Annotated in this window: 24 protein-coding genes; 12 read left to right on the forward strand and 12 right to left on the reverse strand. The window is 47.0% G+C overall.

Translation table 11 applies throughout. The features are described 5' to 3' along the window. Positions 1-40 precede the first annotated feature (40 nt). The 3 genes from AC8GFU_RS04255 to AC8GFU_RS04265 are packed head-to-tail and all read left to right on the forward strand — an operon-like array spanning position 41 to position 2897. Entirely contained in the window at positions 41-1831 is a 1791-nt protein-coding gene (locus tag AC8GFU_RS04255) for an AMP-dependent synthetase/ligase (protein ID WP_506625908.1), read from the forward strand. Next, positions 1828-2301 (forward strand): sensor histidine kinase, encoded by a 474-nt coding sequence (locus AC8GFU_RS04260; protein WP_506625909.1) that lies wholly within the window; start codon positions 1828-1830, stop codon positions 2299-2301. The genes AC8GFU_RS04255 and AC8GFU_RS04260 overlap by 4 nt, the downstream gene beginning before the upstream one ends. Next, a complete protein-coding gene (locus tag AC8GFU_RS04265; protein WP_506625910.1) occupies positions 2301-2897 on the forward strand; it encodes a response regulator transcription factor in 597 nt (198 codons plus the stop codon). The genes AC8GFU_RS04260 and AC8GFU_RS04265 overlap by 1 nt, the downstream gene beginning before the upstream one ends. On the opposite strand, the gene AC8GFU_RS04270 is transcribed toward AC8GFU_RS04265, so the two are convergent. The 3 genes from AC8GFU_RS04270 to AC8GFU_RS04280 form a co-directional block, all read right to left on the reverse strand. Next, positions 2886-4037 carry a glycosyltransferase family 4 protein gene (locus AC8GFU_RS04270; protein ID WP_506625911.1) on the reverse strand — a complete coding sequence of 384 codons (1152 nt, stop codon included), beginning with the start codon at positions 4035-4037 and terminating at the stop codon, positions 2886-2888. The two genes, AC8GFU_RS04265 and AC8GFU_RS04270, sit on opposite strands and share 12 nt — an antisense overlap. After that, positions 4018-5022 carry a C40 family peptidase gene (locus AC8GFU_RS04275; RefSeq protein ID WP_506625912.1) on the reverse strand — a complete coding sequence of 335 codons (1005 nt, stop codon included), beginning with the start codon at positions 5020-5022 and terminating at the stop codon, positions 4018-4020. Before AC8GFU_RS04275 ends, AC8GFU_RS04270 begins: the two co-directional genes overlap by 20 nt. Before the next feature lie 75 nt (positions 5023-5097). Next, positions 5098-5271: a hypothetical protein gene (locus AC8GFU_RS04280; protein ID WP_506625913.1), complete on the reverse strand. Its 174-nt coding sequence runs from the start codon at positions 5269-5271 to the stop codon at positions 5098-5100. A 71-nt stretch (positions 5272-5342) separates the two neighbouring features. Here AC8GFU_RS04280 and AC8GFU_RS04285 point away from each other — a divergent pair, with 71 nt between their 5' ends. Beyond that, a complete protein-coding gene (locus AC8GFU_RS04285; protein ID WP_506625914.1) occupies positions 5343-5834 on the forward strand; it encodes a dihydrofolate reductase family protein in 492 nt (163 codons plus the stop codon). Here the strand turns inward: AC8GFU_RS04285 and AC8GFU_RS04290 are convergent. Next, positions 5831-6670 (reverse strand): EamA family transporter, encoded by an 840-nt coding sequence (locus AC8GFU_RS04290; protein WP_506625915.1) that lies wholly within the window; start codon positions 6668-6670, stop codon positions 5831-5833. The two genes, AC8GFU_RS04285 and AC8GFU_RS04290, sit on opposite strands and share 4 nt — an antisense overlap. Positions 6671-6724: 54 nt before the next feature. Here AC8GFU_RS04290 and AC8GFU_RS04295 point away from each other — a divergent pair, with 54 nt between their 5' ends. The 5 genes from AC8GFU_RS04295 (at position 6725) to AC8GFU_RS04315 (ending at position 12836) form a co-directional block, all read left to right on the forward strand. Then, a complete protein-coding gene (locus AC8GFU_RS04295; protein ID WP_506625916.1) occupies positions 6725-7309 on the forward strand; it encodes a DUF3000 domain-containing protein in 585 nt (194 codons plus the stop codon). Between the two features lie 2 nt (positions 7310-7311). After that, positions 7312-8595 carry an HRDC domain-containing protein gene (locus tag AC8GFU_RS04300; protein WP_506625917.1) on the forward strand — a complete coding sequence of 428 codons (1284 nt, stop codon included), beginning with the start codon at positions 7312-7314 and terminating at the stop codon, positions 8593-8595. A gap of 53 nt (positions 8596-8648) precedes the next feature. Next, entirely contained in the window at positions 8649-9467 is an 819-nt protein-coding gene (gene efeU, locus AC8GFU_RS04305) for an iron uptake transporter permease EfeU (protein ID WP_506625918.1), read from the forward strand. A 67-nt stretch (positions 9468-9534) separates the two neighbouring features. After that, a complete protein-coding gene (locus AC8GFU_RS04310; RefSeq protein WP_506625919.1) occupies positions 9535-10722 on the forward strand; it encodes a thiolase family protein in 1188 nt (395 codons plus the stop codon). Positions 10723-10724: 2 nt separating this feature from the next. Next, the gene (locus tag AC8GFU_RS04315) at positions 10725-12836 is read left to right on the forward strand and encodes a 3-hydroxyacyl-CoA dehydrogenase NAD-binding domain-containing protein (protein WP_506625920.1); all 2112 of its coding nucleotides are present in this window, start codon (positions 10725-10727) and stop codon (positions 12834-12836) included. A 16-nt stretch (positions 12837-12852) separates the two neighbouring features. Here the strand turns inward: AC8GFU_RS04315 and acnA are convergent, their stop codons facing one another. Then, positions 12853-15495: an aconitate hydratase AcnA gene (acnA, locus tag AC8GFU_RS04320; protein ID WP_506625921.1), complete on the reverse strand. Its 2643-nt coding sequence runs from the start codon at positions 15493-15495 to the stop codon at positions 12853-12855. Between the two features lie 31 nt (positions 15496-15526). Next, positions 15527-16741: a class I SAM-dependent RNA methyltransferase gene (locus AC8GFU_RS04325; protein WP_506625922.1), complete on the reverse strand. Its 1215-nt coding sequence runs from the start codon at positions 16739-16741 to the stop codon at positions 15527-15529. A gap of 32 nt (positions 16742-16773) precedes the next feature. Between AC8GFU_RS04325 and AC8GFU_RS04330 the strand changes: the two genes are divergently transcribed. Beyond that, complete coding sequence (locus AC8GFU_RS04330) at positions 16774-17439, forward strand: potassium channel family protein (RefSeq protein WP_506625923.1); 666 nt, start codon at positions 16774-16776, stop codon at positions 17437-17439. Beyond that, positions 17439-18095 (forward strand): potassium channel family protein, encoded by a 657-nt coding sequence (locus AC8GFU_RS04335; protein ID WP_506625924.1) that lies wholly within the window; start codon positions 17439-17441, stop codon positions 18093-18095. The genes AC8GFU_RS04330 and AC8GFU_RS04335 overlap by 1 nt, the downstream gene beginning before the upstream one ends. Here AC8GFU_RS04335 and AC8GFU_RS04340 read toward each other — a convergent pair. Genes AC8GFU_RS04340 through AC8GFU_RS04350 form a run of 3 tightly spaced genes read right to left on the reverse strand, consistent with a single transcriptional unit; the run spans position 18092 to position 19737 of the window. Beyond that, on the reverse strand, positions 18092-18712 hold the full coding sequence (locus AC8GFU_RS04340) for a DUF3159 domain-containing protein (RefSeq protein ID WP_506625925.1): 621 nt from the start codon (positions 18710-18712) through the stop codon (positions 18092-18094). The genes AC8GFU_RS04335 and AC8GFU_RS04340 overlap by 4 nt on opposite strands. Then, entirely contained in the window at positions 18709-19152 is a 444-nt protein-coding gene (gene dut / locus AC8GFU_RS04345; protein WP_506625926.1) for a dUTP diphosphatase, read from the reverse strand. The genes AC8GFU_RS04340 and dut overlap by 4 nt, the downstream gene beginning before the upstream one ends. Continuing rightward, a complete protein-coding gene (locus tag AC8GFU_RS04350; protein WP_506625927.1) occupies positions 19153-19737 on the reverse strand; it encodes a PaaI family thioesterase in 585 nt (194 codons plus the stop codon). A 40-nt stretch (positions 19738-19777) separates the two neighbouring features. Between AC8GFU_RS04350 and AC8GFU_RS04355 the strand changes: the two genes are divergently transcribed. Continuing rightward, positions 19778-20209, forward strand: coding sequence for a DUF3093 domain-containing protein (locus AC8GFU_RS04355; protein ID WP_506625928.1), 432 nt, complete (start codon positions 19778-19780; stop codon positions 20207-20209). Between the two features lie 10 nt (positions 20210-20219). Here the strand turns inward: AC8GFU_RS04355 and AC8GFU_RS04360 are convergent, their stop codons facing one another. The 3 genes from AC8GFU_RS04360 to dapF form a co-directional block, all read right to left on the reverse strand. Then, entirely contained in the window at positions 20220-20516 is a 297-nt protein-coding gene (locus AC8GFU_RS04360) for a DUF4193 domain-containing protein (protein ID WP_029168537.1), read from the reverse strand. Between the two features lie 96 nt (positions 20517-20612). Beyond that, a complete protein-coding gene (gene hflX, locus AC8GFU_RS04365; RefSeq protein ID WP_506625929.1) occupies positions 20613-22076 on the reverse strand; it encodes a GTPase HflX in 1464 nt (487 codons plus the stop codon). Then, positions 22069-22866, reverse strand: a complete 798-nt coding sequence (gene dapF / locus AC8GFU_RS04370; protein WP_506625930.1) for a diaminopimelate epimerase — start codon at positions 22864-22866, stop codon at positions 22069-22071. The genes hflX and dapF overlap by 8 nt, the downstream gene beginning before the upstream one ends.

Below are 22866 nucleotides of genomic sequence, written 5' to 3' on the forward strand. Positions count from 1 at the left end.
CCTCTTCCGCTTTGAACCGCGCTCACGCTAGCGTTCGCCCATGAATGAAATCTCAGTCCCACCTCTCGTACCGGCTGCAACAGCTGGAAACCTCACAAATCTGATTGCAGAACGCGCATGGTTTGAACCAGAGCGCATCACTATGTCTCGTCCTTTGGGCGAGGGATGGCAACCGGTAACCGCTCGTGAAGTCGATGAAGAGATCCGAGCTACCGCAAAAGGATTGATCGCCGCAGGTGTTCAAATCGGTGACCGCGTAGCAATTATGGCTCGCACTCGATACGAATGGACCATTCTTGATTTTGCTACCTGGTTTGCTGGTGCAGTTGTTGTTCCAATTTATGACACCTCATCTGCAGAACAGATCGATTGGATTCTAAACGATTCACATTCAGTGGGAATCATTGTCGAGACACCAGCACTACGCGATCTCGTGCAGACTGTTTTGCCATCACACACACGCCACGTATGGACGATGACAGATGATGTTCTGGCAATTTTGCGTGAAGCTGGAAAGCACATTGGTGATGATGAGATCGATCGCCGCCGAAATGCGCTTGTGCCATCATCGCTTGCAACTTTGATTTACACATCAGGTACAACCGGAAAGCCAAAGGGAGTTCAACTAACACATGCGAACTTCCTTGCTGAATGTGGAAATGTAGTTCAAGGCGCAAGTGAACTCTTCCTAAAGCCTGGTGGCTCAACCCTGTTGTTCCTTCCAGTTGCTCACGTATTTGGTCGCATGGTTGAAATCGGGTCAATCGCTGCAGGTTTACATATGGCACATTGCAGCGATCCCGCTGGACGTCTGCCAATGGATCTTGCATCATTTAAGCCGACATTTGTTTTAGCTGTTCCGCGTATTTTTGAAAAGATTTACAACGGTGCAGAGGCTCGCGCTGAAGCCGCTGGTAAAGGAAAGATTTTCAAGAAGGCGGCCGATGTTGCAATTGCATACTCTGAAGCCCTTGATAGAAAGGGTATGTCTCCTATTTTGAAGATTAAGCACGCCCTTTTCGACAAATTGGTTTACAGCAAGATCCGCGCAGGTATGGGTGGACAGGTTGAGGCGGCAATTTCTGGTGGTGCACCACTCGGAGTTCGTCTCGGTCACTTCTATCGTGGTGCTGGTGTAACAATTCTTGAAGGATATGGATTAACTGAAACTACAGCGGGTGCAACTCTTAACTTGTATGGAGCACATCGCGTTGGTTCCGTTGGTCGACCAATTCCAGGTACATCGGTAAAGATTGCTGAAGATGGCGAAGTTCTGATCCGCGGTCCAATCGTGATGCAGGGTTACTGGCAAAATGATGCTGCCAATAGCGAAGTATTTGATGGAGATCGCTGGTTTAAGACTGGTGACCTTGGAAAGTTAGATGATGAAGGTTTCTTGTACATCGTTGGACGTAAGAAGGAGCTGATTGTTACCGCTGGTGGAAAGAATGTTGCACCAGCTGTGCTTGAAGATCGTTTGCGCGCTCATCCTCTAGTAAGCCAGTGCATGGTTGTTGGAGATAACCAGCCATTCATTGCAGCTCTAGTAACAATTGATCCAGATGCGCTTAAAGCGTGGGTGACAAACAACAAGAAGGATGGGGCGTCGATGAATGATCTTGTTAACGATCCTGACCTTATTGCAGTTGTTCAAACCGCAGTAGATGATGCAAATAAGGCGGTAAGTAAGGCTGAATCAATTCGTAAGTTCACAATCTTGCCAAATGATTTCACAATTGCAGGCGGCCACCTAACTGCCAAGCTTTCAGTTAAGCGCCACGTAGTTGCGAAGGAGTTTGCAAAAGAGATCGACGCATTGTTTACAAAATGAACAATGAGCGAGTAGCCCTCGCACAAGAGTTACATGATGGAATAGCCCAGGACTTAGTTGCCCTGGGCTTTTCCATTGATGCGCTTATCTCTACGACCGATTCTGCAGATACTAAAAGTTCTTTGAGATCCTTACGTTTTGCGATTACTGAACTTATAGTCAAAGTACGTAATGAGATTCACTCCCTAAGAAGCGATAGCGAATTACTAGAATCACCAGCTGATACCGATCTGACATATGAGTTACAACGGATTTTTCTCGAAATACTTCGTAATGTTCAAGAGCATTCCCAGGCAACTCTGCTTGCTGTTCAGGTGAGCGATAACGGGGTTGGCGGCGCACAGATAGAACCTGGATCATTCGGTTTAGCTGGGATACAGGAGCGAACAGAAAAACTCAATGGGGAGATCCAGATTGAATCCAGTGAAGAAGGGACGACAATAAAGTTTCAAATCCCATTGGATAGGTGATGAAACGGCTTCTCATTGTTGATGATCACGCGGTAGTAAGACATGGCTTAAAACTTGCCTGCGAACAAAACGGTTTCGAGGTTGTTGCCACGTTACCCACGATTTCTGAAGCTCGTTCGGCTATTGCGGCACTGAACCCTCAAATAGTCGTTGTAGATATCAACCTTCCTGATGGCTCAGGCTTTGAGTTAATTCAGTGGATACGAAAGATCAACAACTCTTTGCCAATAGTTGTTCTGTCCCTGAATGATTCACCTGAATATGTAAGGGCTGCACGTTCAAGTGGAGCAAATGCTTATATTGTTAAATCTGCGCCAATCGAAGAGTTAATTGCAGCAATCCAATTTGCAATTAGTAGTCCGCATTCCTTTAGCAGCAAGGTGAAAGCCTCAACATATGAGTTTGCACTTACTGCACGTGAGTTTGATGTGCTGGCGCTTATGGACAAGGGATTTAGCAACCTTCAAATCTCGGCGCAGTTGCACATAAGTCTTTCAACTGTAAAGACACATGTATCGTCAATACTTCAAAAATTATCTGCAAACAACAGGGTCACAGCGTTAAAGGTCGCGCGAGATACAGGACTACTTACTTAGCAGCGACTCAAATTTCTGAGCCCAAATCTCCCAGCGCCATTCATCAGTAATCCACTGTCGGCCCGCAACGCCCATCTGCTGTGCCTTCGATGGATCAGATAACAAGGCAATCGCAGCTTGAGCAATCTCATCATTGTTAGTTCCATCGACAACTAAACCAGTTGTTCCATCAATAACAGCGTCGGGTGCTCCCCCAGATTTACCGGCCATAACAGGTAAGCCGCAGGCACTTGCCTCTAAATACACAATTCCAAGACCCTCAACTTCAAGGCCCATTAGTCGGGACCGTGATGGCATAGCAAAAATATCTCCGCAACAGATGTATGCAGGCAGTTCTGCATATTGAATGCGACCAATAAAGGAGACCGAATCCTGCAATCCATTCTTTGTTACTAATTTAGCTAAGTGCTCCAAATAAGGTCCTTTGCCTACCAATAAAAGATGGGCATCGGGCTGCACCTTTAAAATTGCAGGCATTGATTCAATTAAGTGATCTTGTCCTTTTCGATGCACTAAACGACCGACTGAAACAATTACTTTCTTGTTAGTTAATCCCAGTTCAGCTCGAAGCGAGGCGGCATCAACTGGCTTGAAATGATCCACATCAATTCCAGGTGCGATTTTGACCATTGCATGTGCAGCCTCTTTAGAAAGTGCTGCAGAGATTGCGTTACGTGTGAATTCTCCAAGGTAGGTTAAAGAATCAACGGTTGAACCAATACGGCGCATTAAAAGATTGAATGGAAATACCTTCGCCCACCACACTTCATGGCCATGAGTAAGTGCCACTGTTCGTTTAACACCAGCTTTTTTCATCGACGCCGACAACAGGCCAAGTGGTGCAGCAGCACCAAATGCAGCTACTTCAATCCGCTCTTTTTCTATTAACTTTCGCAGCGCCCGGGCGACACGTGGTGTTGGCAGCAAAATCTTTGATTTGTCACGAATAACAGTGACGCCAAAATCCTTTAACCATCGTGCATCGTATTCAGCGCTGGCATCTTGAGCAGATGTGTAAACAATGGTTGAACCAAATGGGCGACGTTCTATTAATCCAATGACAAAGGTTTCGATTCCGCCTGCTCGAGGGCCGAAGTCATTGGTTACACATAGAAGCTGCTTAGAAACGGCGCGCTCCAACCAATCGCTTGCTACCGAGTGATCCGCTACTTGCAACCTTTACGCGCGAACCAGAACGTGGAGCATGGACCATCTTTCCGCCACCTAGATAAATACCTACGTGCGAAACTGGTCGGCCAAAGAATAAAAGATCTCCGGGCTTGAGCGCGCTGAGTGAAACCTTCTTACCCATTCGAGATTGTGCAGCAGATGAGTGAGGCAGTGACACACCCGCTGCTTGGTAAGCACGCATAGTCAATCCTGAACAATCCCAGGTTATTAATCCAGCTGATCCGAATACATAGCGGTCACCAATTTGTTTCAAGGCAAACTTCAAGGCTGTTCCTGCACGACCGGAAACACCGCTGGCGCTCTTTGCCGCCTCAAGTGATGATGCCTGATCGGCATTTTCTTGATCCTCCGCAAGCTTTGCTAAACGTTCACGCTCTGCCTTAGTTAACTTAGATAACAAGCTTTCAGCTTCTGCTAATTTCTTTTGTGCAATTGCAGATTGCGCAGCAAACTTTTTCTGCGCCGCTGCAACAAGTGCCACCTTGTCATTAACGGTTAGGGTCGTTGCGTTAAGTCTTTGTTGTGCCGCTTCGAACTTTCGAAGTTGCGCCGACTTTCTGCGGGTGATCGCGTCCAAAGCGCCAGCAGATGAGAGATACAAGGTTGGATCAGATGAAAAGAGAAGTTCGAAACTTTGTCCAAAGCCACCTGATTTGTATTGCTCAATCGCAATCGCACCCAATGATCGTTGCAGGGTGGAAACGGTCTGGCCCTGAATTTCAGCCTTTGCCTTAATTCCATTTAAGGTTTTTGTCAGCGAGGCTAACTTCACCTTGGCTTCTTGAGCACCCTCTGCAGCGGTTGTCGCCTCCTCTTCAAGCTGGCGAACCTTTGCCTGAACCTGCGCCAAGGTTTGCGCCGCATCTGCCTGAGTCGGCAGAAGTACACCTGCCACGAGGGCAAGCGCCAGCACAATGCGCACGGGAAAGGACATGGGTGCAAGGCTAACCGCGCCTATACCCACACCTCAACCTCATCGCCCTGTAAATCGCTGTGAATTACGAGGGAATCACGCTCCGCGAGCGTCAAACTGCAGCGGTGGGGTCAATCCACTGTCAGCAAGCACCGTCAACGCGGAAACAGTTCCATCGCTGATATCTCGCGCAGGTTCTAGGAAGAAGGCCACGACACATGTATTACATGCGATCGTCGCCATGGTGCACTTATTGCAATCAATGATCATGTGCATAAATGTAAAGGCGAGCACTGACAGATTCTGCTGATAATTACACCCCCGTAAGCAATAATTATGGGGTGAGCATCGTTGCAACCTTGGTTGTTGGCAGCGATGGTTCGACCTCCAAAGAGTCCAGGTCAGCCGGTGTGAGCTCGCCCCAGGATCGCCAACTATTCCTGCAACGGCGCCGCGAAGTTGATTGCATCATCGTCGGTGGTAACACCGCTCGTCATGAACCATATAACCGCACGCCAGTGCCCTTGGTTGTTATCTCGCGATCTTTGGTTAATCCAGTACAAGGAAATCACTTGGCGTTATTTTGGAACTGCTCCCCTGTCGATGCCGTTGAAAAGGCCCGTAAATTATTTGGCGAGAAAATCCTAATCGAAGGTGGAATTTCGATGATTAACGATTTGATCGACAACAATAAAATTGATCGTCTAGAACTTAGCGTCACGCCTGCAACTGGTGGCGAGGATAAAATAGATTACAAAGCATTGTTAGCTCGTTTTGCACATTGCGAATCCCGCGAAATCGAAGGAACACATTTTTACTCAGCCAGTAATTAAAAGGCTGAAATTATCGAAACACCTGTAACAGCTAGAGCGATTCCAACATACTGAACTTTATGCAATCTCTCATGTAAAAACTTAAACGCTAAAACGGCGGTTGCGATTGGATACAAACTTCCAAAGACCATTGCGATCGAAACCAGTCCCTTTGTGCATGCTATTCCAAGCAGCAAGTTGGCCAAGAAATCTGCTGCACCAATAAAGATAAGAGCGGGCATTTCCTTTTTACTAAATTTGCCAGTGGTCTTAAATTTGAAAGCTAAGGACATGGTGACAAAGAAGGTTGCACTTCGCATAGAAACCATAGTTAACAATGCGCTGCTCTGAGATCCCATTGCAATAAATGTCAACGCAAATCCAAAGCCAGCTGCCGCACCTAATGCCAGAAGTAGTGGTTTCAGTGGAAGCCCTTGGGAAAGCTCAGGACCACTCGCACAGAAAACTCCCACTAATGCGACAACAACACCAATAGATGTGATGGTTGATAATGAATCACCATTGATTAATGCATAGACAAGTGGAACAACGGTGCTCATCGAACTAATCGGTGACACAACTCCCATGCGCCCCGTTGAGAGCCCTTCGTACAAGCAGGCTAAGCCGATATAACCGCATAAACCTGCAAGTGCTCCTGTTATTAAATACCCATCAAAGCCAAGAACCTTGCCGTGCCAATCACCAGAAATTACAACGATTGCAAGGCCAACAATTAATCCGATTACCTGCGAAAAACCCAGGACTGCGAAGGGATGGTGCTTCTTACTTAATCGTCCGGCAAAGAAATCAGAGGTGCCCCACATTGCACTTGAAAGGAGTGCCAGTAGCGATGCCATTAGCCAAGGTTACCGCCCTGCCTCCCAAGAAATGCTTTGTTACTTCTTTATTCTATGCAGGTGGATGCGAATGCTTTTGAGAGATTAATTGACCATCTCCGCACCTTCACACCTCGATCTGAAATTACCCTTACCGAGGTTCCTGCTCCTCAAAAGTTAGCGACCTTTGCTTTTGCATTCTCTGCAGATGTTTCCAATGGTTTATTTGGCGAGGAAGAGGATGAGATCGCCAATGGGCGTTTTGTTCTACTTCACGAACCCGGCGGACAAACCACCTGGGAAGGCGAATTTCGCTGCGTTACCTTTGTAAGTGCAGATGTTGATCCCATAATGCAGGAAGATCCACTTCTGCCAGAAGTTGGTTGGAGCTGGTTTCTAGAATCCTTGGAAAAGAATGAATGCGCCTTCAACGCTCCTAGTGGAACGGTGACTCGAGTTTCTAGTGCATCTTTTGGAAAATTGTCACCACGCAATGATGAGGCTGAAATTGAAATCCGAGCATCGTGGACACCGCTTATTGCAGAGCCGCACGATCTAATGAAACATATCGATAGCTGGTGCAATTTAATTTCAGATGTTGCAGGCCTTGCTCCTGTACCTGAAGGTGTTTCAGCAATCTCATCTGCGCGCAAACGTTAATCATGACTGAGGAAATAACAGCTGTACCTTTGTTGCAACCAGCAAACGGAACTCCCCCAGTTATTGATACTGAATCAGCATTTGAATCGGCATTAAAGGAACTAGCGGCAGGTCATGGACCTTTTGCAGTTGATGCTGAAAGAGCATCAGGTTTTCGGTATAGCGCACGTGCATATTTGATTCAGATTAAAAGAAATGATGGTGGCTTGCACCTGATTGACCCAATTCCATTTGGACCTGGACATCAATTATTTATTCAATTAAATGACCTTCTCAATACCGACGAGGTTATTTTGCACGCAAGTACGCAAGATCTTCCATGCTTGCGAGAGCTCGGAATCAACCCACAGCTGCTCTTTGATACTGAATTAGCAGGGCGTATCGCTGGTTTACCACGTGTTGGATTAGGGCCACTTTTAGAGTCACTTATGGGCGTAACGCTTGCAAAGGAACATAGTGCAGCTGATTGGTCGGCCCGCCCTTTGCCACAAGAGTGGCTTACCTACGCCGCCTTAGATGTAGAGCTCTTAGTTGAACTTCGCGATCGTATGTATGAAATTCTTAAGGATTCCAAAAAACTTGATTGGGCGGTAGAAGAGTTTGCTTCGATTTTGAAAGCACCACCTGCTCCACCACGTGTTGATCCTTGGCGACGCACTTCAGGAATGCACAAGATTAAAAAGCGCGATCAATTGGCGATCATTAGATCGTTGTGGGTCGCCCGAGATGCGATTGCCTCTGCGCAAGATATCGCTGCTGGAAAACTGCTTAATGACTCTGCAATTGTTGAACTTGCTATTGCAGCACCTGTTACAAAAAAGGATTTTGAAAAAGCACTTCGCCCGCTGGGGCTTCGCGCACGTTGGATGGAGAATTTAAAGGTTTGGCTAGACAGCGTTGCAACAGCTGTAGCGTTACCTGAAGATCAATGGCCACAGATGCGAACAAACGCGGACACATTGCCTCCGATAAAATTGTGGCGAGATAAGTTTCCAGAAAAGTATGCGCCGCTTTCACATGCACGCGCTGCCCTCGAATTAATATCAACAGAAAACAACATCCCCGTTGAAAATTTAATTACGCCAGAACATGTGCGTCGTATTTGTTGGAACCCTCCATCAGGATCTCGGGACTCACTCTCCGTCTCATTGGTAGAGCAAGGGTTGAAATCCTTAGGTGCCCGCCAGTGGCAGATCGATCTAGTCGCCCCCGCCCTGGCCGCCGCCCTGCTTGAGACCGAGCCCATCCCCGTGGAAGTGATCGAAAGCACCCCCGAAGAGGCCTGAATTACGCAACATAACAGTTGCGTAATTCCCCATTACCCCTTAGATTCTCTCTCATGTTGAGCACATTCATAATTGCGTTGCGTGAGGGCCTCGAGGCTTCACTCATTGTGGGAATTTTGGTCGCCTATATCGTCAAAACCAACCGCAAGGGGTATTTAAAGCCTTTGTGGACCGGTGTTATCTCGGCGGTTATCGCCAGCATCGGACTCGGCGCATTTCTGACATTCACATCAGTCTCACTCAGCGATCGCGGACAAGAACTATTCGCGGGAGTTACCTCATTCATCGCAGTAGCACTTGTTACCTGGATGGTTTTCTGGATGAAGCGCACAGCTCGCAACCTTCGCAATGAGTTGCAAGGAAAAGTTGATGCAGCAGCATCTGCAGGTCCCCTAGCCCTTGCTGGAGCAGCGTTTTTCGCTGTTATTCGCGAAGGTCTTGAAACATCATTATTTGTGTACACAAACTTTCAAACAGTTGCAGATACAACAAGTTCAGCAACGGGATTGATTTTAGGTTTCGCTGTTTCGATCACTCTTGGATATTTGATTTACAAGAGCTCGATTAAGTTGAACCTTTCAAAGTTCTTTACATATTCAGGTGTTGCATTGATCATCGTGGCTGCAGGAGTTTTGTCATACGGAGTTCACGAGTTCCAAGAGCTGGGTTACCTTCCCGGCCCAGATGCATTTGCCTGGGACATCACCTCATTTATCGCTAAGGATTCAATCCTTGGGGCATCGCTATCGGGGACAATCGGCTTTGATACAACCACCTCTTGGATGCAGCTAGGCGTCTACGTGCTCTACCTAGGCGCGGTTTTGGTTCCTTACCTATCAAAGCCACGTGCAAAGGCTGTCGTTAACGCCTAATTAGGTACTGTCCTAAACCCTTACTGGCGAGTAACCTTTGGGCTAAGCCCTAGGTAAAGGAAGTTCCATGTCCCGCACAGTTGTCCTTGTCGATGCCGTCCGCACCCCTTTTGGAAAGGCTGGCAGTTTGTATGCCGGTACTCGTGCAGATGATCTGATGGTTCGCGCTATCCGCGGATTACTTGAGCGAAATCCCAAGGTTGATCCTGCATCGATTGAAGATGTTGCGATCGCAGCTGCAACACAAACTGGCGATCAAGGAATGAATATTGGTCGAAGTGCAGCGTTGCTATCGGGACTTCCAAACACTGTTCCTGGTTACTCAGTTGACCGTTGGTGCGCAGGTGCCATGACAGCGGTGACAACTATTGCAGGTGCAATCGCTATGGGAACAAATGAGATTGCAATTGCAGGCGGCGTGGAACACATGGGTAACCACCCAATCGGCGAAGGACTTGATCCAAATCCTCGTTACCTTGCAGAAAGAATTGTTGAACAAGACGCACTTGCAATGGGCGCTACCGCTGAACGTTTACATGATCGTTTTCCTCAATTAACAAAGGAACGCGCAGATCGTTACGCCTTGAATTCGCAGATCAAAACTGCAAAGGCGTATGAAGAAGGAAAGATTCAGCGCGACTTAATTCCAACCGCTGCACGTAGCGCAGAGCTTGGTTGGACTATTGCAACAGTTGATGAACCTCCACGTCCACAAACAACGATGGAGGGTCTTGCAGGACTGAAGACTCCATTTCGTCCAGCAGGTCGCGTTACTCCTGGAAACTCATCTGGATTAAATGATGGTGCAACAGCGGCGCTACTTGCTAGTGAAGAAAAAGCACTTGAACTTGGATTAACAATTAAAGCAAAGTTAGTGACCTTTGCCTTTGCTGGTGTTGAACCTGAAATTATGGGTTACGGACCGGTTCCATCAACACTGAAGGCGTTAAAGCAAGCGGGATTAAAGATAGAAGATATTGGTGCTTTTGAAATCAATGAAGCCTTTGCTGTCCAGGTTATTGCTTTCTTAGACCACTTCGGAATTGCAGATGATGATCCACGTGTAAATCCATATGGTGGAGCGATCGCGGTAGGCCATCCATTGGCATCATCAGGTGTGCGTTTAATGCTCAATTTAGCGCGAACATTTGAGGCGCATCCAGAGGTTCGTTATGGCATCACAACAATGTGTATTGGACTCGGAATGGGCGGCACCGTCATCTGGGAAAACCCTAACTTCAAGGGAGCAAAGTAATTATGAGCGCAGAGATCACACTTCCAGTAGGAGCACCTGAAGAGGTTGTTACCAACGCATTAGTTCGCGACATTGATCTATCTGCCTTTGGTGGCAAAGGAACGATGGCGTTGATTACCTTGGATAACGGCCACGATCACAACCGTCCTAACACCTTTGGACCACAATCTGTAAAGGCGTTAGATGCTGCAATCACCGATGCAATTGGACGCAAGCCTGCAGCCATCGGAATTACTGGAAAACCATTTATCTTTGCAGCAGGTGCCGATTTATCAGCGCTCTCATTCTTGAATGATCGCAGTCAAGCACTTGCTATCGGAAAGCTAGGTCACGATGTATTCCGTCGTCTTGGTGAAAGTTCAATTCCAACCTTTGCATTTATCAATGGTTTAGCTCTAGGTGGCGGACTTGAAGTTGGATTGCATTGTCATTACCGCACAGTGTCATCAACAGCGTTTACCGCTTTGCCAGAAGTATTTCTAGGCTTAGTTCCTGGTTGGGGTGGCGCAACAATTCTGCCTAAGTTGATCGGGCCAGAACGCGCAGTTCAGGTAATCATGCTTAACGCATTAAACAACAACACCATGATGAAGGCGAAGGATGCTTTAAAGCTAGGCGTTGTCGATGCGATGTATGAACCAGCAGATTTTCTAGAACGCTCCATCGGTTTTGCAGTAGGTGTTCTGAATGGCACCACAAAGATCGAGCGCGCTGATTACAGCAATGATCCTGCTTGGGAATCCGCACTTGCAACCGGTAGGGCTGCTGCTCTTAAGAAGTACGGTGGAGCAACAATCGCTTCACCTTTTAAGGCACTTGAATTAATCGCAGCTGCAAAGAGCAACACATTAGGACAGGGCTTTGATGCTGAAGATCAGGTTCTTGCCGATCTAACAATGTCTGATCCTCTACGTTCCTCTTTGTACGCCTTCAATTTGATTCAAAAGAAGCGTAAGAAGGTAGAAGGTGCTCCAAAGCCAGCACTTGCTCGTAAGGTTACAAAGGTTGGTGTTGTAGGTGCCGGATTGATGGCATCACAGTTAGCGCTTTTGATGGTTCGCAATTTGAAGTGCCCTGTTGTTATGACAGATATCGATCAAGCACGCGCCGATAAGGGTGTTGCCTGGGTTAAGAATGAACTGGCGAAGTTAGTTGAAAAGAAGCGCATGAGCGCAGAATCAGCTGGCCGACTATCGCTCTTGATTTCAGGTTCTGCAGATCAGTCGGTATTTGCAGGATGCGATTTTATTATTGAGGCGATCTTTGAAGAGCTTTCGCTAAAGCAAGAGCTATTCAAAAAGCTAGAAACAATTGTGTCTCCTGAGTGCGTGTTGGCAACAAACACCTCTTCCCTATCAGTTGAACGCATGACTGAAGGACTGAGGAATCCAGAGCGCGTAGTTGGTTTCCACTTCTTCAACCCAGTAGCTGTAATGCCTTTGCTTGAGGTTGCTCGCACATCTACTACAGATGATGCAACAACAGCTACCGCAATTGCAGTTGGTAAAGAGCTCAAGAAGACAATGATCATCTGTAAGGATGCTCCAGGCTTTGTTGTTAACCGTCTACTTACTCGCTTTATGGGTGAGGTAACAGATGCGGTTGATGAAGGAACGGCCCCAGCTGTTGCAGACTCTGCGATGATGGAGATCGGTTTCCCAATGTCTCCCTTCCAGCTTCTAGATCTAGTTGGCCCAGGTGTGGCTTTGCACGTATCTGAAACTTTGCACAACAACCTTGGACCTCGTTACCGAATCTCTCCAACTATGCAGCGCATGGTTAAGGAAGGTGTTCGCTACTTCTACATTAAGAATGAGGATGGAACAGTTACTGCAAACCCTGCAGCTCTGGCACTTGTTGAGCAAGGAAGTTCACCATCGACTGCAGAGCAGGTTCGTGCCCGCGCATTGAAGGCGCTTGCAGAAGAGGCTCGTGCAATGCTTGATGAGGGCGTTGTATCAACACCAGCAGAGATTGATCTGTGCATGTTGATGGGTGCAGGTTGGCCAATGCATCTTGGAGGAATCTTGCCGTACCTAGATCGCGAAGGAATTAGCGAATCAGTTACAGGCAAGCGCTTCCATGAAAAGGGCGTTGCATCTCTTCCTGCTTAATAACCAGCGTTATTAATTACAGAAGTGAGCGCAGTACGTACTGCATGATTCCACCGTGGCGATAGTAATCAGCTTCGCCCGGTGTATCGATGCGAACCTTTGCAGTAAATGTCTTATCCCCTGCTGTAACTGTTAACTCCTTTGGAACTCCACCGTTGTTTAACGCTGTGATTCCAGAGATTGCAAAGGTTTCAGTTCCATCAAGTCCGAGGCTGGCCGCTGTTTCGCCATCCTTGAACTGCAATGGCAAGACGCCCATACCGATCAAGTTAGAACGGTGAATGCGCTCAAAGCTTTCAGCAATAACTGCACGCACGCCAAGCAGTGCAGTTCCCTTTGCCGCCCAGTCACGTGATGAACCTGAGCCGTACTCCTTGCCAGCAAGAATTACTAGCGGAACTCCAGCTGCTTGGTAAGCAACAGATGCATCATAAATAGTTGTTTGCTCGCCGCCTGCTAGGAAGTTGCGAGTAAATCCACCTTCAACACCAGCGAGCAACATGTTCTTCAAACGAATGTTTGCAAATGTTCCGCGGATCATTACCTCGTGGTTTCCACGACGTGAGCCATATGAGTTGAAATCTGCACGATCGATTCCGTGATCTGCAAGGTACTTACCTGCAGGTGAATCAGCCTTGATATTTCCAGCAGGAGAAATGTGATCTGTAGTTACAGAGTCCCCCAGAACAGCTAGTACACGTGCACCTGAAATATCAGTTACAGGTGTTGGCTGCTTTGGCATTCCTTCAAAGTAAGGAGGCTTACGTACATACGTGGATTTTGTATCCCACTCAAATACCTTGCCTGTAGGAGTCGCTAATGACTTCCAGCGATGATCGCCTTCAAAGACAGTTGCATAATCCTTAGTAAACATTTCAGATGAGATTGAAGCATCAATCACAGTTTGAATCTCTTGAGGTGTTGGCCAGATGTCCTTAAGGAATACATCATTGCCAGCTGTGTCCTTGCCCAATGAATCAGTTTCGAAATCATGATCCATAGTTCCGGCAATTGCATAAGCAACTACTAGTGGAGGTGAAGCTAAGTAGTTCATCTTCACATCTGGGCTAATGCGACCTTCAAAGTTACGGTTTCCTGAAAGCACCGCTGTAACCGCAAGATCTGCCTCATTGACCGCTTTGCTAATTTCGATTGGCAGTGGTCCTGAGTTACCGATACAAGTAACGCAGCCATATCCAACAAGATTGAAGCCAAGTGCTTCCATGTACTTAGTCAGATCTGCACGATCGTAATAGTCAGTTACAACCTTTGATCCTGGAGCAAGCGTTGTCTTAACCCAAGGCTTTGATTTCAAGCCCTTTTCAACAGCCTTCTTTGCAAGCAAAGCCGCACCGATCATTACAGATGGGTTAGAGGTATTGGTACATGATGTAATTGATGCGATTACAACATCGCCATTCTTTACACGTGTTGATCCTGCAGCAACCTCACCCTTTTGGGTCTTATCGCCCAAGTAGGTTGGAAGAATCTTTTCAAATGCATTCTTTGAATCGCTCAATGAGATGCGATCTTGTGGACGCTTTGGACCAGAAATTGATGGAACAACAGTTGAAAGATCCAGCTCTACCACCTGGGAGAAACGTGGCTCAACTGATGGGTCATGCCACATTCCTTGAGCTTTGGCATACTTTTCAACCAAAGCAACTTGATCCTCATTGCGACCTGTTAAACGTAGGTAGCGAAGAGTTTCTTCATCAATTGGGAAGATTGCACATGTTGAACCGTATTCAGGACTCATATTTCCGATAGTTGTTCGGTTAGCCATTGGTACAGATGTAACTCCAGGGCCAAAGAACTCTACGAACTTACCTACAACGCCAACCTTGCGCAGAATTTCAGTAATTGTCAGTGCCATATCGGTAGCTGTAGTTCCCAAAGGAAGCTGACCTGTTAACTTAAATCCAACAACACGTGGAATTAACATCGAAACTGGCTGTCCAAGCAGAGCAGCCTCGGCCTCAATTCCGCCCACGCCCCAACCAAGAACACCAAGACCATTAACCATGGTTGTGTGTGAATCTGTACCAACAACTGTGTCTGGATATGCACGCAACGTACCTTCGACGGTACGGGTCATTACTACGCGAGCTAAGTATTCAATATTTACCTGGTGAACGATTCCAGTTCCAGGTGGAACTACCTTGAACTCATCAAATGCGGTCTGTCCCCAACGCAAGAAACGGTAACGCTCTTGGTTGCGCTCGTATTCAATATCGGTGTTCTGCTCAAATGAATCCTTAGTTCCAAACTTATCTGCGATAACAGAGTGGTCGATAACCAACTCAGCAGGTGCCAGAGGATTTACCTTTGAAGCATCTCCCCCAAGTTCAACGATCGCTTCACGCATTGTTGCAAGATCTACCACGCAAGGAACTCCAGTGAAGTCCTGCATAACGACACGGGCTGGGGTGAATTGAATTTCAGTGTCTGGCTCTACAGCTGGATCCCATGTTGCTAACGCCTTAATGTGATCAGCGGTGATGTTTGCGCCATCTTCAGTACGAAGTAGGTTCTCAAGCAGAACCTTGAGACTAAATGGAAGATTGGCAGCGCCTTCGATTGAGGAGATATCAAATATCTCAAAACTCTTGCCCGCAACTTCAAGATTCTTTTTTGCGTTGAAAGAGTTTTTACTCATTATCTGCCTTTCGTAGAAGCTTTCAGAGCGCTCAAGATACCTTAGCCCGCGTGTACAGAGCAACACATTCGATGTGATGTGTCATCGGAAAGAGATCAAATGCACGCAGTTTCACGAGTGAATAACTGTGATCTGCAAGATATGCAGTATCTCGGGCTAATGCAGCTGGATCGCATGCCACATACACAATAGATCGTGGTGACAATCTTGCTATATGAGCAATCGCTTCTTTTCCGGCACCATCTCGAGGCGGATCCAAAACAACCACATCTGCAGCGGTAATTCGAGGTAATAACTTGGCAACATCACCTGTAGCAATTGTGACGTTGGGATAGTTTGCAAAATTTCGTGAAGCATCGGCGGTTGCAACTTTGCTACCTTCGATTAAATCAACATATCCAGTTGCACCAATTACATCAACGATCGCCGCAGTAAAAAGACCGACGCCACCATAAAGATCTAAAACATGTTCTCCGTTTTTTAACTGTGCAAAATCCAAAACAGTTTGCGTTAAAACTTCTGGAGCTTTCTCATTGCTCTGCCAAAATGACGCTTGGCTAACTTCTAAAACTTTGCCCAAAACATTCTCATGTAAAACAACTGGACCTTCAGAGATTCGAGCCTTCTCTTCTCCACGTGTTGGCGCAAGCGCAATTGTTCGTTCTCCGGTATTAGAAGAGCTCACTTCCACACGCATATCGCCTTTCAAATGTGAGGCAGCGAGATCCTTCAAATTCATACCTTCTACGCAAATAAGACAATCTGATACCGGTACAACTGTGTGGGATCGTGATTTATAAAAACCTAACTTGCCATTTCGGTTGGTAGTTGCAATCGCACGTGTTCTCCAATGGGTGGATTTACTAACCTCTTCTACTTCAACTTCAATCTGCATCTTTGCGATTCTAGAAAACTGCTCTTTAATGACATCTGATTTCAAAGCTCGCTGGTAAGCAGGATCTATATGCTGAAAATCGCATCCACCGCAGCCGGCACGGTGCGCAAAACGGCACGGAGCTTCAACTCGGTGTTCTGATTTTTCATGCACTTCAACGACATCAGCACGGTTAAAGGAGGAGCCTGTGCTGGTAACTTCAATTGTGCAACGCTCCCCCGGAATTGCATGTCGTACAAATATGACGGCACCTTCGTGGCGGGCGATGAAATGTCCCCCATGCGCCACTTTTTCAATTGTGACCTCGATGAGATCTCCAGTTTTTAGGGTTGAACTCTTGTTTGATGCCATGGATGTAAGCCTATGGGTGTAAGTTACATCCTGTGCACGTAGTCATCATGGGTTGCGGTCGAGTTGGTTCATCACTCGCCACAGAGCTCGAAGCAGCAGGCCACACAGTTTCAGTTATCGACCAGGCCCGCGAAGCTTTTCGCCGTTTAGGTCCTAACTTCAAGGGTCGCACCGTTACAGGTGTTGGCTTTGATCGAGACACACTTCTAGAAGCAGGCATTCAAGATGCCGATGCCTTTGCCGCTGTAAGTAATGGTGACAACTCAAATATTTTGGCGGCTCGAGTCGCCCGCGAAACGTATGGCGTTCAAAATGTTGTTGCTCGTATCTACGATCCAGGTCGCGCGGAGATTTACCAGCGTCTGGGAATTCCAACTGTTGCAACTGTTTTATGGGCAACTGATCAAATTTTGCGTCGCTTAGTTCCTGAGGGTTCGCGATCAGAATGGCGCGATGCAACTGGAATGGTTCAGCTGTGCGAGGTTCACCCTCAGAGCGAGTGGTACGGGCGACCAATTTTGATGATTGATGAGATGACACCTGCTCGCGTTGCCTTTATTACCCGTTTGGGCGAGGGGCTAATCCCTGATGAGCACACAGTTTTGCAGCAGGGCGATTTAATCCACGTCATGGTGTCAGATACAGATTTAGCGCGTACTGAAGAGATCCTTGCAAGTAGCCCAGAAGGTGAACGTTAATGAGAATTGCTATCGCAGGTGCTGGAAATGTAGGTCGCGCGATTGCGCGCGAACTTTTGGATAATGGTCATCAAGTGTTGCTGATCGATAAGGATCCAAAGGCGCTCAAGCTTGAGAGTGTGCCTGATGCTGAATGGCTGATGGCCGATGCTTGTGAAATTACATCTTTGGACAATGCACACCTGAATAATTGCCAGGTTTTAGTTGCAGCAACAGGAGATGACAAAGCAAACCTAGTCACCTCGCTGCTTGGTAAAACTGAATATGGTGTGCCTCGCGTCGTTGCGCGCATTAATCATCCAAAGAATGAATGGCTCTTTGATTCTTCCTGGGGAGTTGATGTAGCGGTATCTACTCCTCGCATCATTGCTGCACTTGTTGAAGAGGCCGTGAGCGTCGGAGATGTTGTTCGTCTATTTTCATTCCGTAAGGGCCAAGCAAACCTTGTTGAACTTACCTTGCCCGATGGCTCTGCATGCATTGGTAAGACTGTTGAAGAGATCGTGCTTCCGGAAAATGCTGCGATCGCTGCAATTGTTCGCGATGGTCGAGTTATCACCGCTAAGGCACATGATGTTTTTGCTGCAGGAGATGAACTTTTGTTTGTTGCATCAGCTGATGCTGAAGCGCAGATTAAAGCCTGCTTTATCTCTTAATTTTCAACGCGTTCTACAGGCGGCTGCGCCTTAATTACTAACCAAGTTCCATACGCCGCGGCGAAAAACAATGGATATCCCATCGCTAAATTAACTGTACCCAAGAGATTTACATTGCCGCTCTTGTAAATTGGATACTGAACTGCAATTCTAGAAAAGAACATTGCAACCCAAATCCAACTTGCCTTCATGTACATCTTTTTGCGAGCTGGATTATTGCGCCAGGTGAAGTTCTCGCCCAACAGCGGGCCTAGAACAACTCCCAAAATCGGCCATCCCGCAAGGTTGGCGATCAAGTACACAGTTCCGTACCCAAGATTTGTCAGTAGCTTTGGGATATAGAAATCAGATGCATTGCCTGATCTGTTGGCAAAGTACGCACAAATCAAAACACCAATTACTCCAGATATTGAATGTTGAATCGTATCTTTACGTGCCAAGCGATAGATCGCCAGCGTGATCGAAAGAGATAAAGCAGCCCAGATTGCGGTGCGCAGCTCCTGCGAAATATTGAAAATTACAAGAAAGAGAATTGATGGCAGGCCTGAATCGATCAGACCCTTCTTTCCACCTAGTGCGCCAATTACCTTGTCGCGATCTTCATGATGCTGGCTCATGAACGACCCGTCGATCCAAAACCACCTGTACCGCGTCCAGAGCCAGGCAGGTTTTCTACCTCTACAAACTCTGCGCGTTCAACCTTTTGAATTACTAACTGTGCGATGCGATCGCCCTTATGAAAGGTGATCGCCTCTTTGGGATCATGATTAATCATGATGCACTGCAACTCTCCACGAAATCCAGCATCAACTGTTCCCGGTGCATTCACCATCGTTACGCCATGTTTTATTGCTAAACCTGAACGAGGATGAACTAACGCTACATATCCATCTGGAAGTGCAATAGAAATACCTGTTGGAACTAAAACGCGCTCCCCTGGTTGCAAAGTGATATCGATTCTCGAAACAATATCTGCGCCAGCGTCTCCGCCCTTTGCATACATCGGCAATGGAATTGATGGATCTAAACGGGTGATTAAAACCTGAACATTATTCATTTACGGATTGACCTCGAAGTTTGGATCTACAAAGGCAAGCAGTTCAGGAGTCTTCGCAAGCTCTTCGAGATACTCCTTAGGAGCGTTGTTCATGAAGTGATCCATCGGAACAGTTATATACAAGGCTGCTGCCTTAACCGCGATTTCTCCTTCTGGCGAACCAATGCGACCAATGGCCGAGGTATAAACCTTGCGATTTACCTGTCCAGTGATCTCTGCGGTGATGTAGAGCGTTGTTCCCATCGGCACTGGTTTTAGAAAATCAGTTTCAAGGCGACCTGTAACTGCAGGTGCACGCAATAACCACATCAATTTTCCAAGCGCTTCATCAAATGCAAGAGATAACAATCCACCATGAGCCAAACCTGGTGCGCCTTGATGATCTTCAGTCACGGTAAATTGCGCTGTGATATCTAAACCTTCACCTGCATAAGCAACTAAATGCAATCCTGTTGGGTGTAAATCGCCGCAACCAAAGCAGTGTCCAAAGTGAGAAGGGATCTTGGATCCGACTGCAGGTGCTTTTGGGTGACGCTCAGGAAGAGGTGCGTCTTCTGGCGCTGTCGTTGATGGAATGCGAGCCATAGTGCAAGGTTACCGCCTGAAATCCGATACGGTAACTCCCATGCGATACCGAGAAGTGATACATGCACCACTATGGCTGCTCACAATCATCTACTTCTTCTTGCTATCAATCGTTATCTCGGTGTGGGCTGCGCTGGGCAACAATCCCGCGCTCATCACCTTGGTCGCAGTAACCCTAATTTTACTTCTGTTCTACTTTAAATCAGCGCTGACTATTGAAGTTGATGAGATCGAAGTACGGGTTGGAAAAGCACATATCGAACACAGATACATCGGTGAAGTTTTATACCTTGATAACTCAGCTGTAAGACGTGTACGGACTCGTGATGCAAATCCCGCTGCTCATCTAGAAATTAGATTTTGGGTTAATAAAGGTGTTCAACTCTTTGTAAAAGATGAACGCGACTCAACGCCATATTGGTTGATTAGCAGCAATAAAGCTTTGGAATTAGTTAAAGCCTTAGAAGATTAAAACAGAAGAGTTAATTACACTCTTTACAAACAGCTTTAGCGCCTTCGCCCTTAGCAAGCTGAGTGATGTGATGAACCAAGAAGCAACGTGAGCATGTGAACTCATCTACCTGCTTTGGAACAACACGAACAGCTAACTCTTCTCCAGAAAGATCTGCACCTGGAAGTTCGAGGTTTTCAGCAGCCTCTGCCTCATCAACATCGATTTGACCGGATTGAGCATCAACACGCTTGGCCTTGAGTTCTTCTAGAGACTCCTCATGAAGTTCCTCATCAGTTTTTCTGGGTGTGTCGTAATCTGTTGCCATTGCTCTCACCACCTTTGCTACCTAATTAACTGCTTGCGGGCGCATCATGGCGCATTTCTCTGAGTTCTACTGGATACAACACGCGGTGTGTCGAACTTATTCCCCGTTGGCTTGGGATTTTTCAATCCTTTGCGCTAATCCCCCATCTACGCGGGCATGTATGGATGTGCCTTCAGCCACATACTCTTCTGTGAAGATCTCACCCCTTTCATGAATCGCATGTACTAAATCTCCACGGTTATATGGAATCACCACATTGATTTCCACTGAAGGTCGCGGCAAAGAGGATTCAATGGCATGCAACAACCCTTCAATTCCAAAACCAGTTCGCACGGAAAATGCGTAGCTATTAGGTTCCTTACGCAAGATCTCCATGATTACCGCGGGGTCTGCGATATCGACCTTGTTAATCGCGATGATTTCGGGGATATCTTTTCCGCCAATTTCATCAATCACTAGCCGCACTGCGCGAATTTGTTCAAATGGATCTGGGTGCGAACCATCAACAACATGCACAATCAAATCTGATTCAGAAACCTCTTCAAGGGTTGATTTAAAGGCGTCAATGAGCTGATGTGGCAAATGGCGTACAAAGCCCACAGTGTCGCTCAGGGTGTACACGCGTCCATCGCTTGTCTCTGATTTACGAACAGTTGGATCTAGCGTTGCAAACAAGGCATTTTCAACTAGTACGCCAGCATTTGTTAACTTATTGAGCAATGATGATTTTCCGGCGTTTGTGTATCCAGCAATTGCGACAGATGGAATATTAAAGCGACGACGTTCTTGGCGTTTGGTATCTCGCGATACCTTCATTTCGGCAATCTCGCGACGCAACTTTGCCATCTTGTCGCGAATACGACGTCGATCAGTTTCAATCTTTGTTTCACCCGGACCGCGACCACCAATACCTGCACCACCGGCTGCACGACCACCAACCTGACGAGACAGTGAGTCTCCCCAACCACGAAGTCGTGGCAACAAGTATGCGATCTGCGCTAGTTCAACTTGAGCCTTACCCTCTTTGCTCTTTGCATGCTGAGCGAAAATATCCAAAATTAAAGCGGTGCGATCTACAACTTTTACCTTTAACTTGTCCTCCAGTTGGCGAAGCTGTGATGGCGATAATTCACCATCACATACAACGGTGTCAGCACCGGTTGTCATAACAACCTGCTTTAACTCCGTCACCTTTCCGGAGCCAATATATGTAGCTGGATCTGGTTTATCGCGGCGTTGAATTAAACCTTCAAGAACTTCTGAGCCAGCGGTTTCTGCAAGTGCCTTTAGCTCTGCAAGTGAGTTTTCAGCATCTTTAATTGTGCCTTCGGTCCACACGCCGACCAAGACAACTCTTTCTAATTGAAGCTGACGGTACTCAGCCTCTGAAATATCTTGAAGCTCAGTTGAAAAACCTTGTACGCGGCGAAGGGCGTGACGTTCTGAGAGTTCTTGAGATTGATCGCTGTGTTCATCCTCTTCGCTGGCATCAAACTCTGCTGCTACTCGCGCGCTTTCGCGCAACAACGCTTCAAACTCGTCGTCAAAATCCTTACTCAACCAGGAACCTCGAAATATCTACATCCCTCACAAGTACTGCAGGCCCGGTAAGTGTTGCATTAGAGTGTCCGTCAATAGAAACTTCAAGTCGTCCTCCGGGTGGATTGATAATCCATGTCGCCGGTAATCTGCCTTTTGTGTGCAAGGTTGCAGCTAACGCAACTGCGCATGTTCCAGTTCCGCATGAACGTGTTTCACCTGAACCGCGTTCAAATACCCGCATATCAATTGAATTGCCTTCGGTGATCTTTACAAACTCAACATTGACGCCTTCTGGGTATGAATCACGTGGGCGCACAACTGGGGGCTCATTCAGCGGACCGATTTCTGACATATCGTTTACAAATACAACGGCGTGAGGGTTGCCGACACTGATGTTGTACCCGTTCCAAATATGCCCATTAGTGCCTGCGGTAATTCCCTCTGCTTCATCTGTCACTTGACCCATGTTGACTGAAATGTCATCAGTTAGCGGCACACGTAAATGTTTAACACCGTCGCGGGTATTGATCGCAAAGATTCCTTCAGGTTGATGACCTCGTTCAACAAGATAACGAGCCATCACGCGAATCCCATTGCCACACATTTCAGCTAAAGATCCATCGGCGTTGCGATAATCCATAAACCACTTGCCATCACGCTTAATCATGCGGATTAATCCATCTGCGCCGATGCCAGTCTCTCGATTACAAATAGCAGCGGTTTGGGCAGTCGTAATCGAATGCTCATCATTAGGATCGAAAACGAGTACAAAATCGTTTTCGGTACCGTGGCCGTATGTTGCAATCAT

Source organism: Planktophila warneckei (SeqCode) (assembly GCF_965234675.1).
Lineage (GTDB): Bacteria > Actinomycetota > Actinomycetes > Nanopelagicales > Nanopelagicaceae > Planktophila > Planktophila warneckei.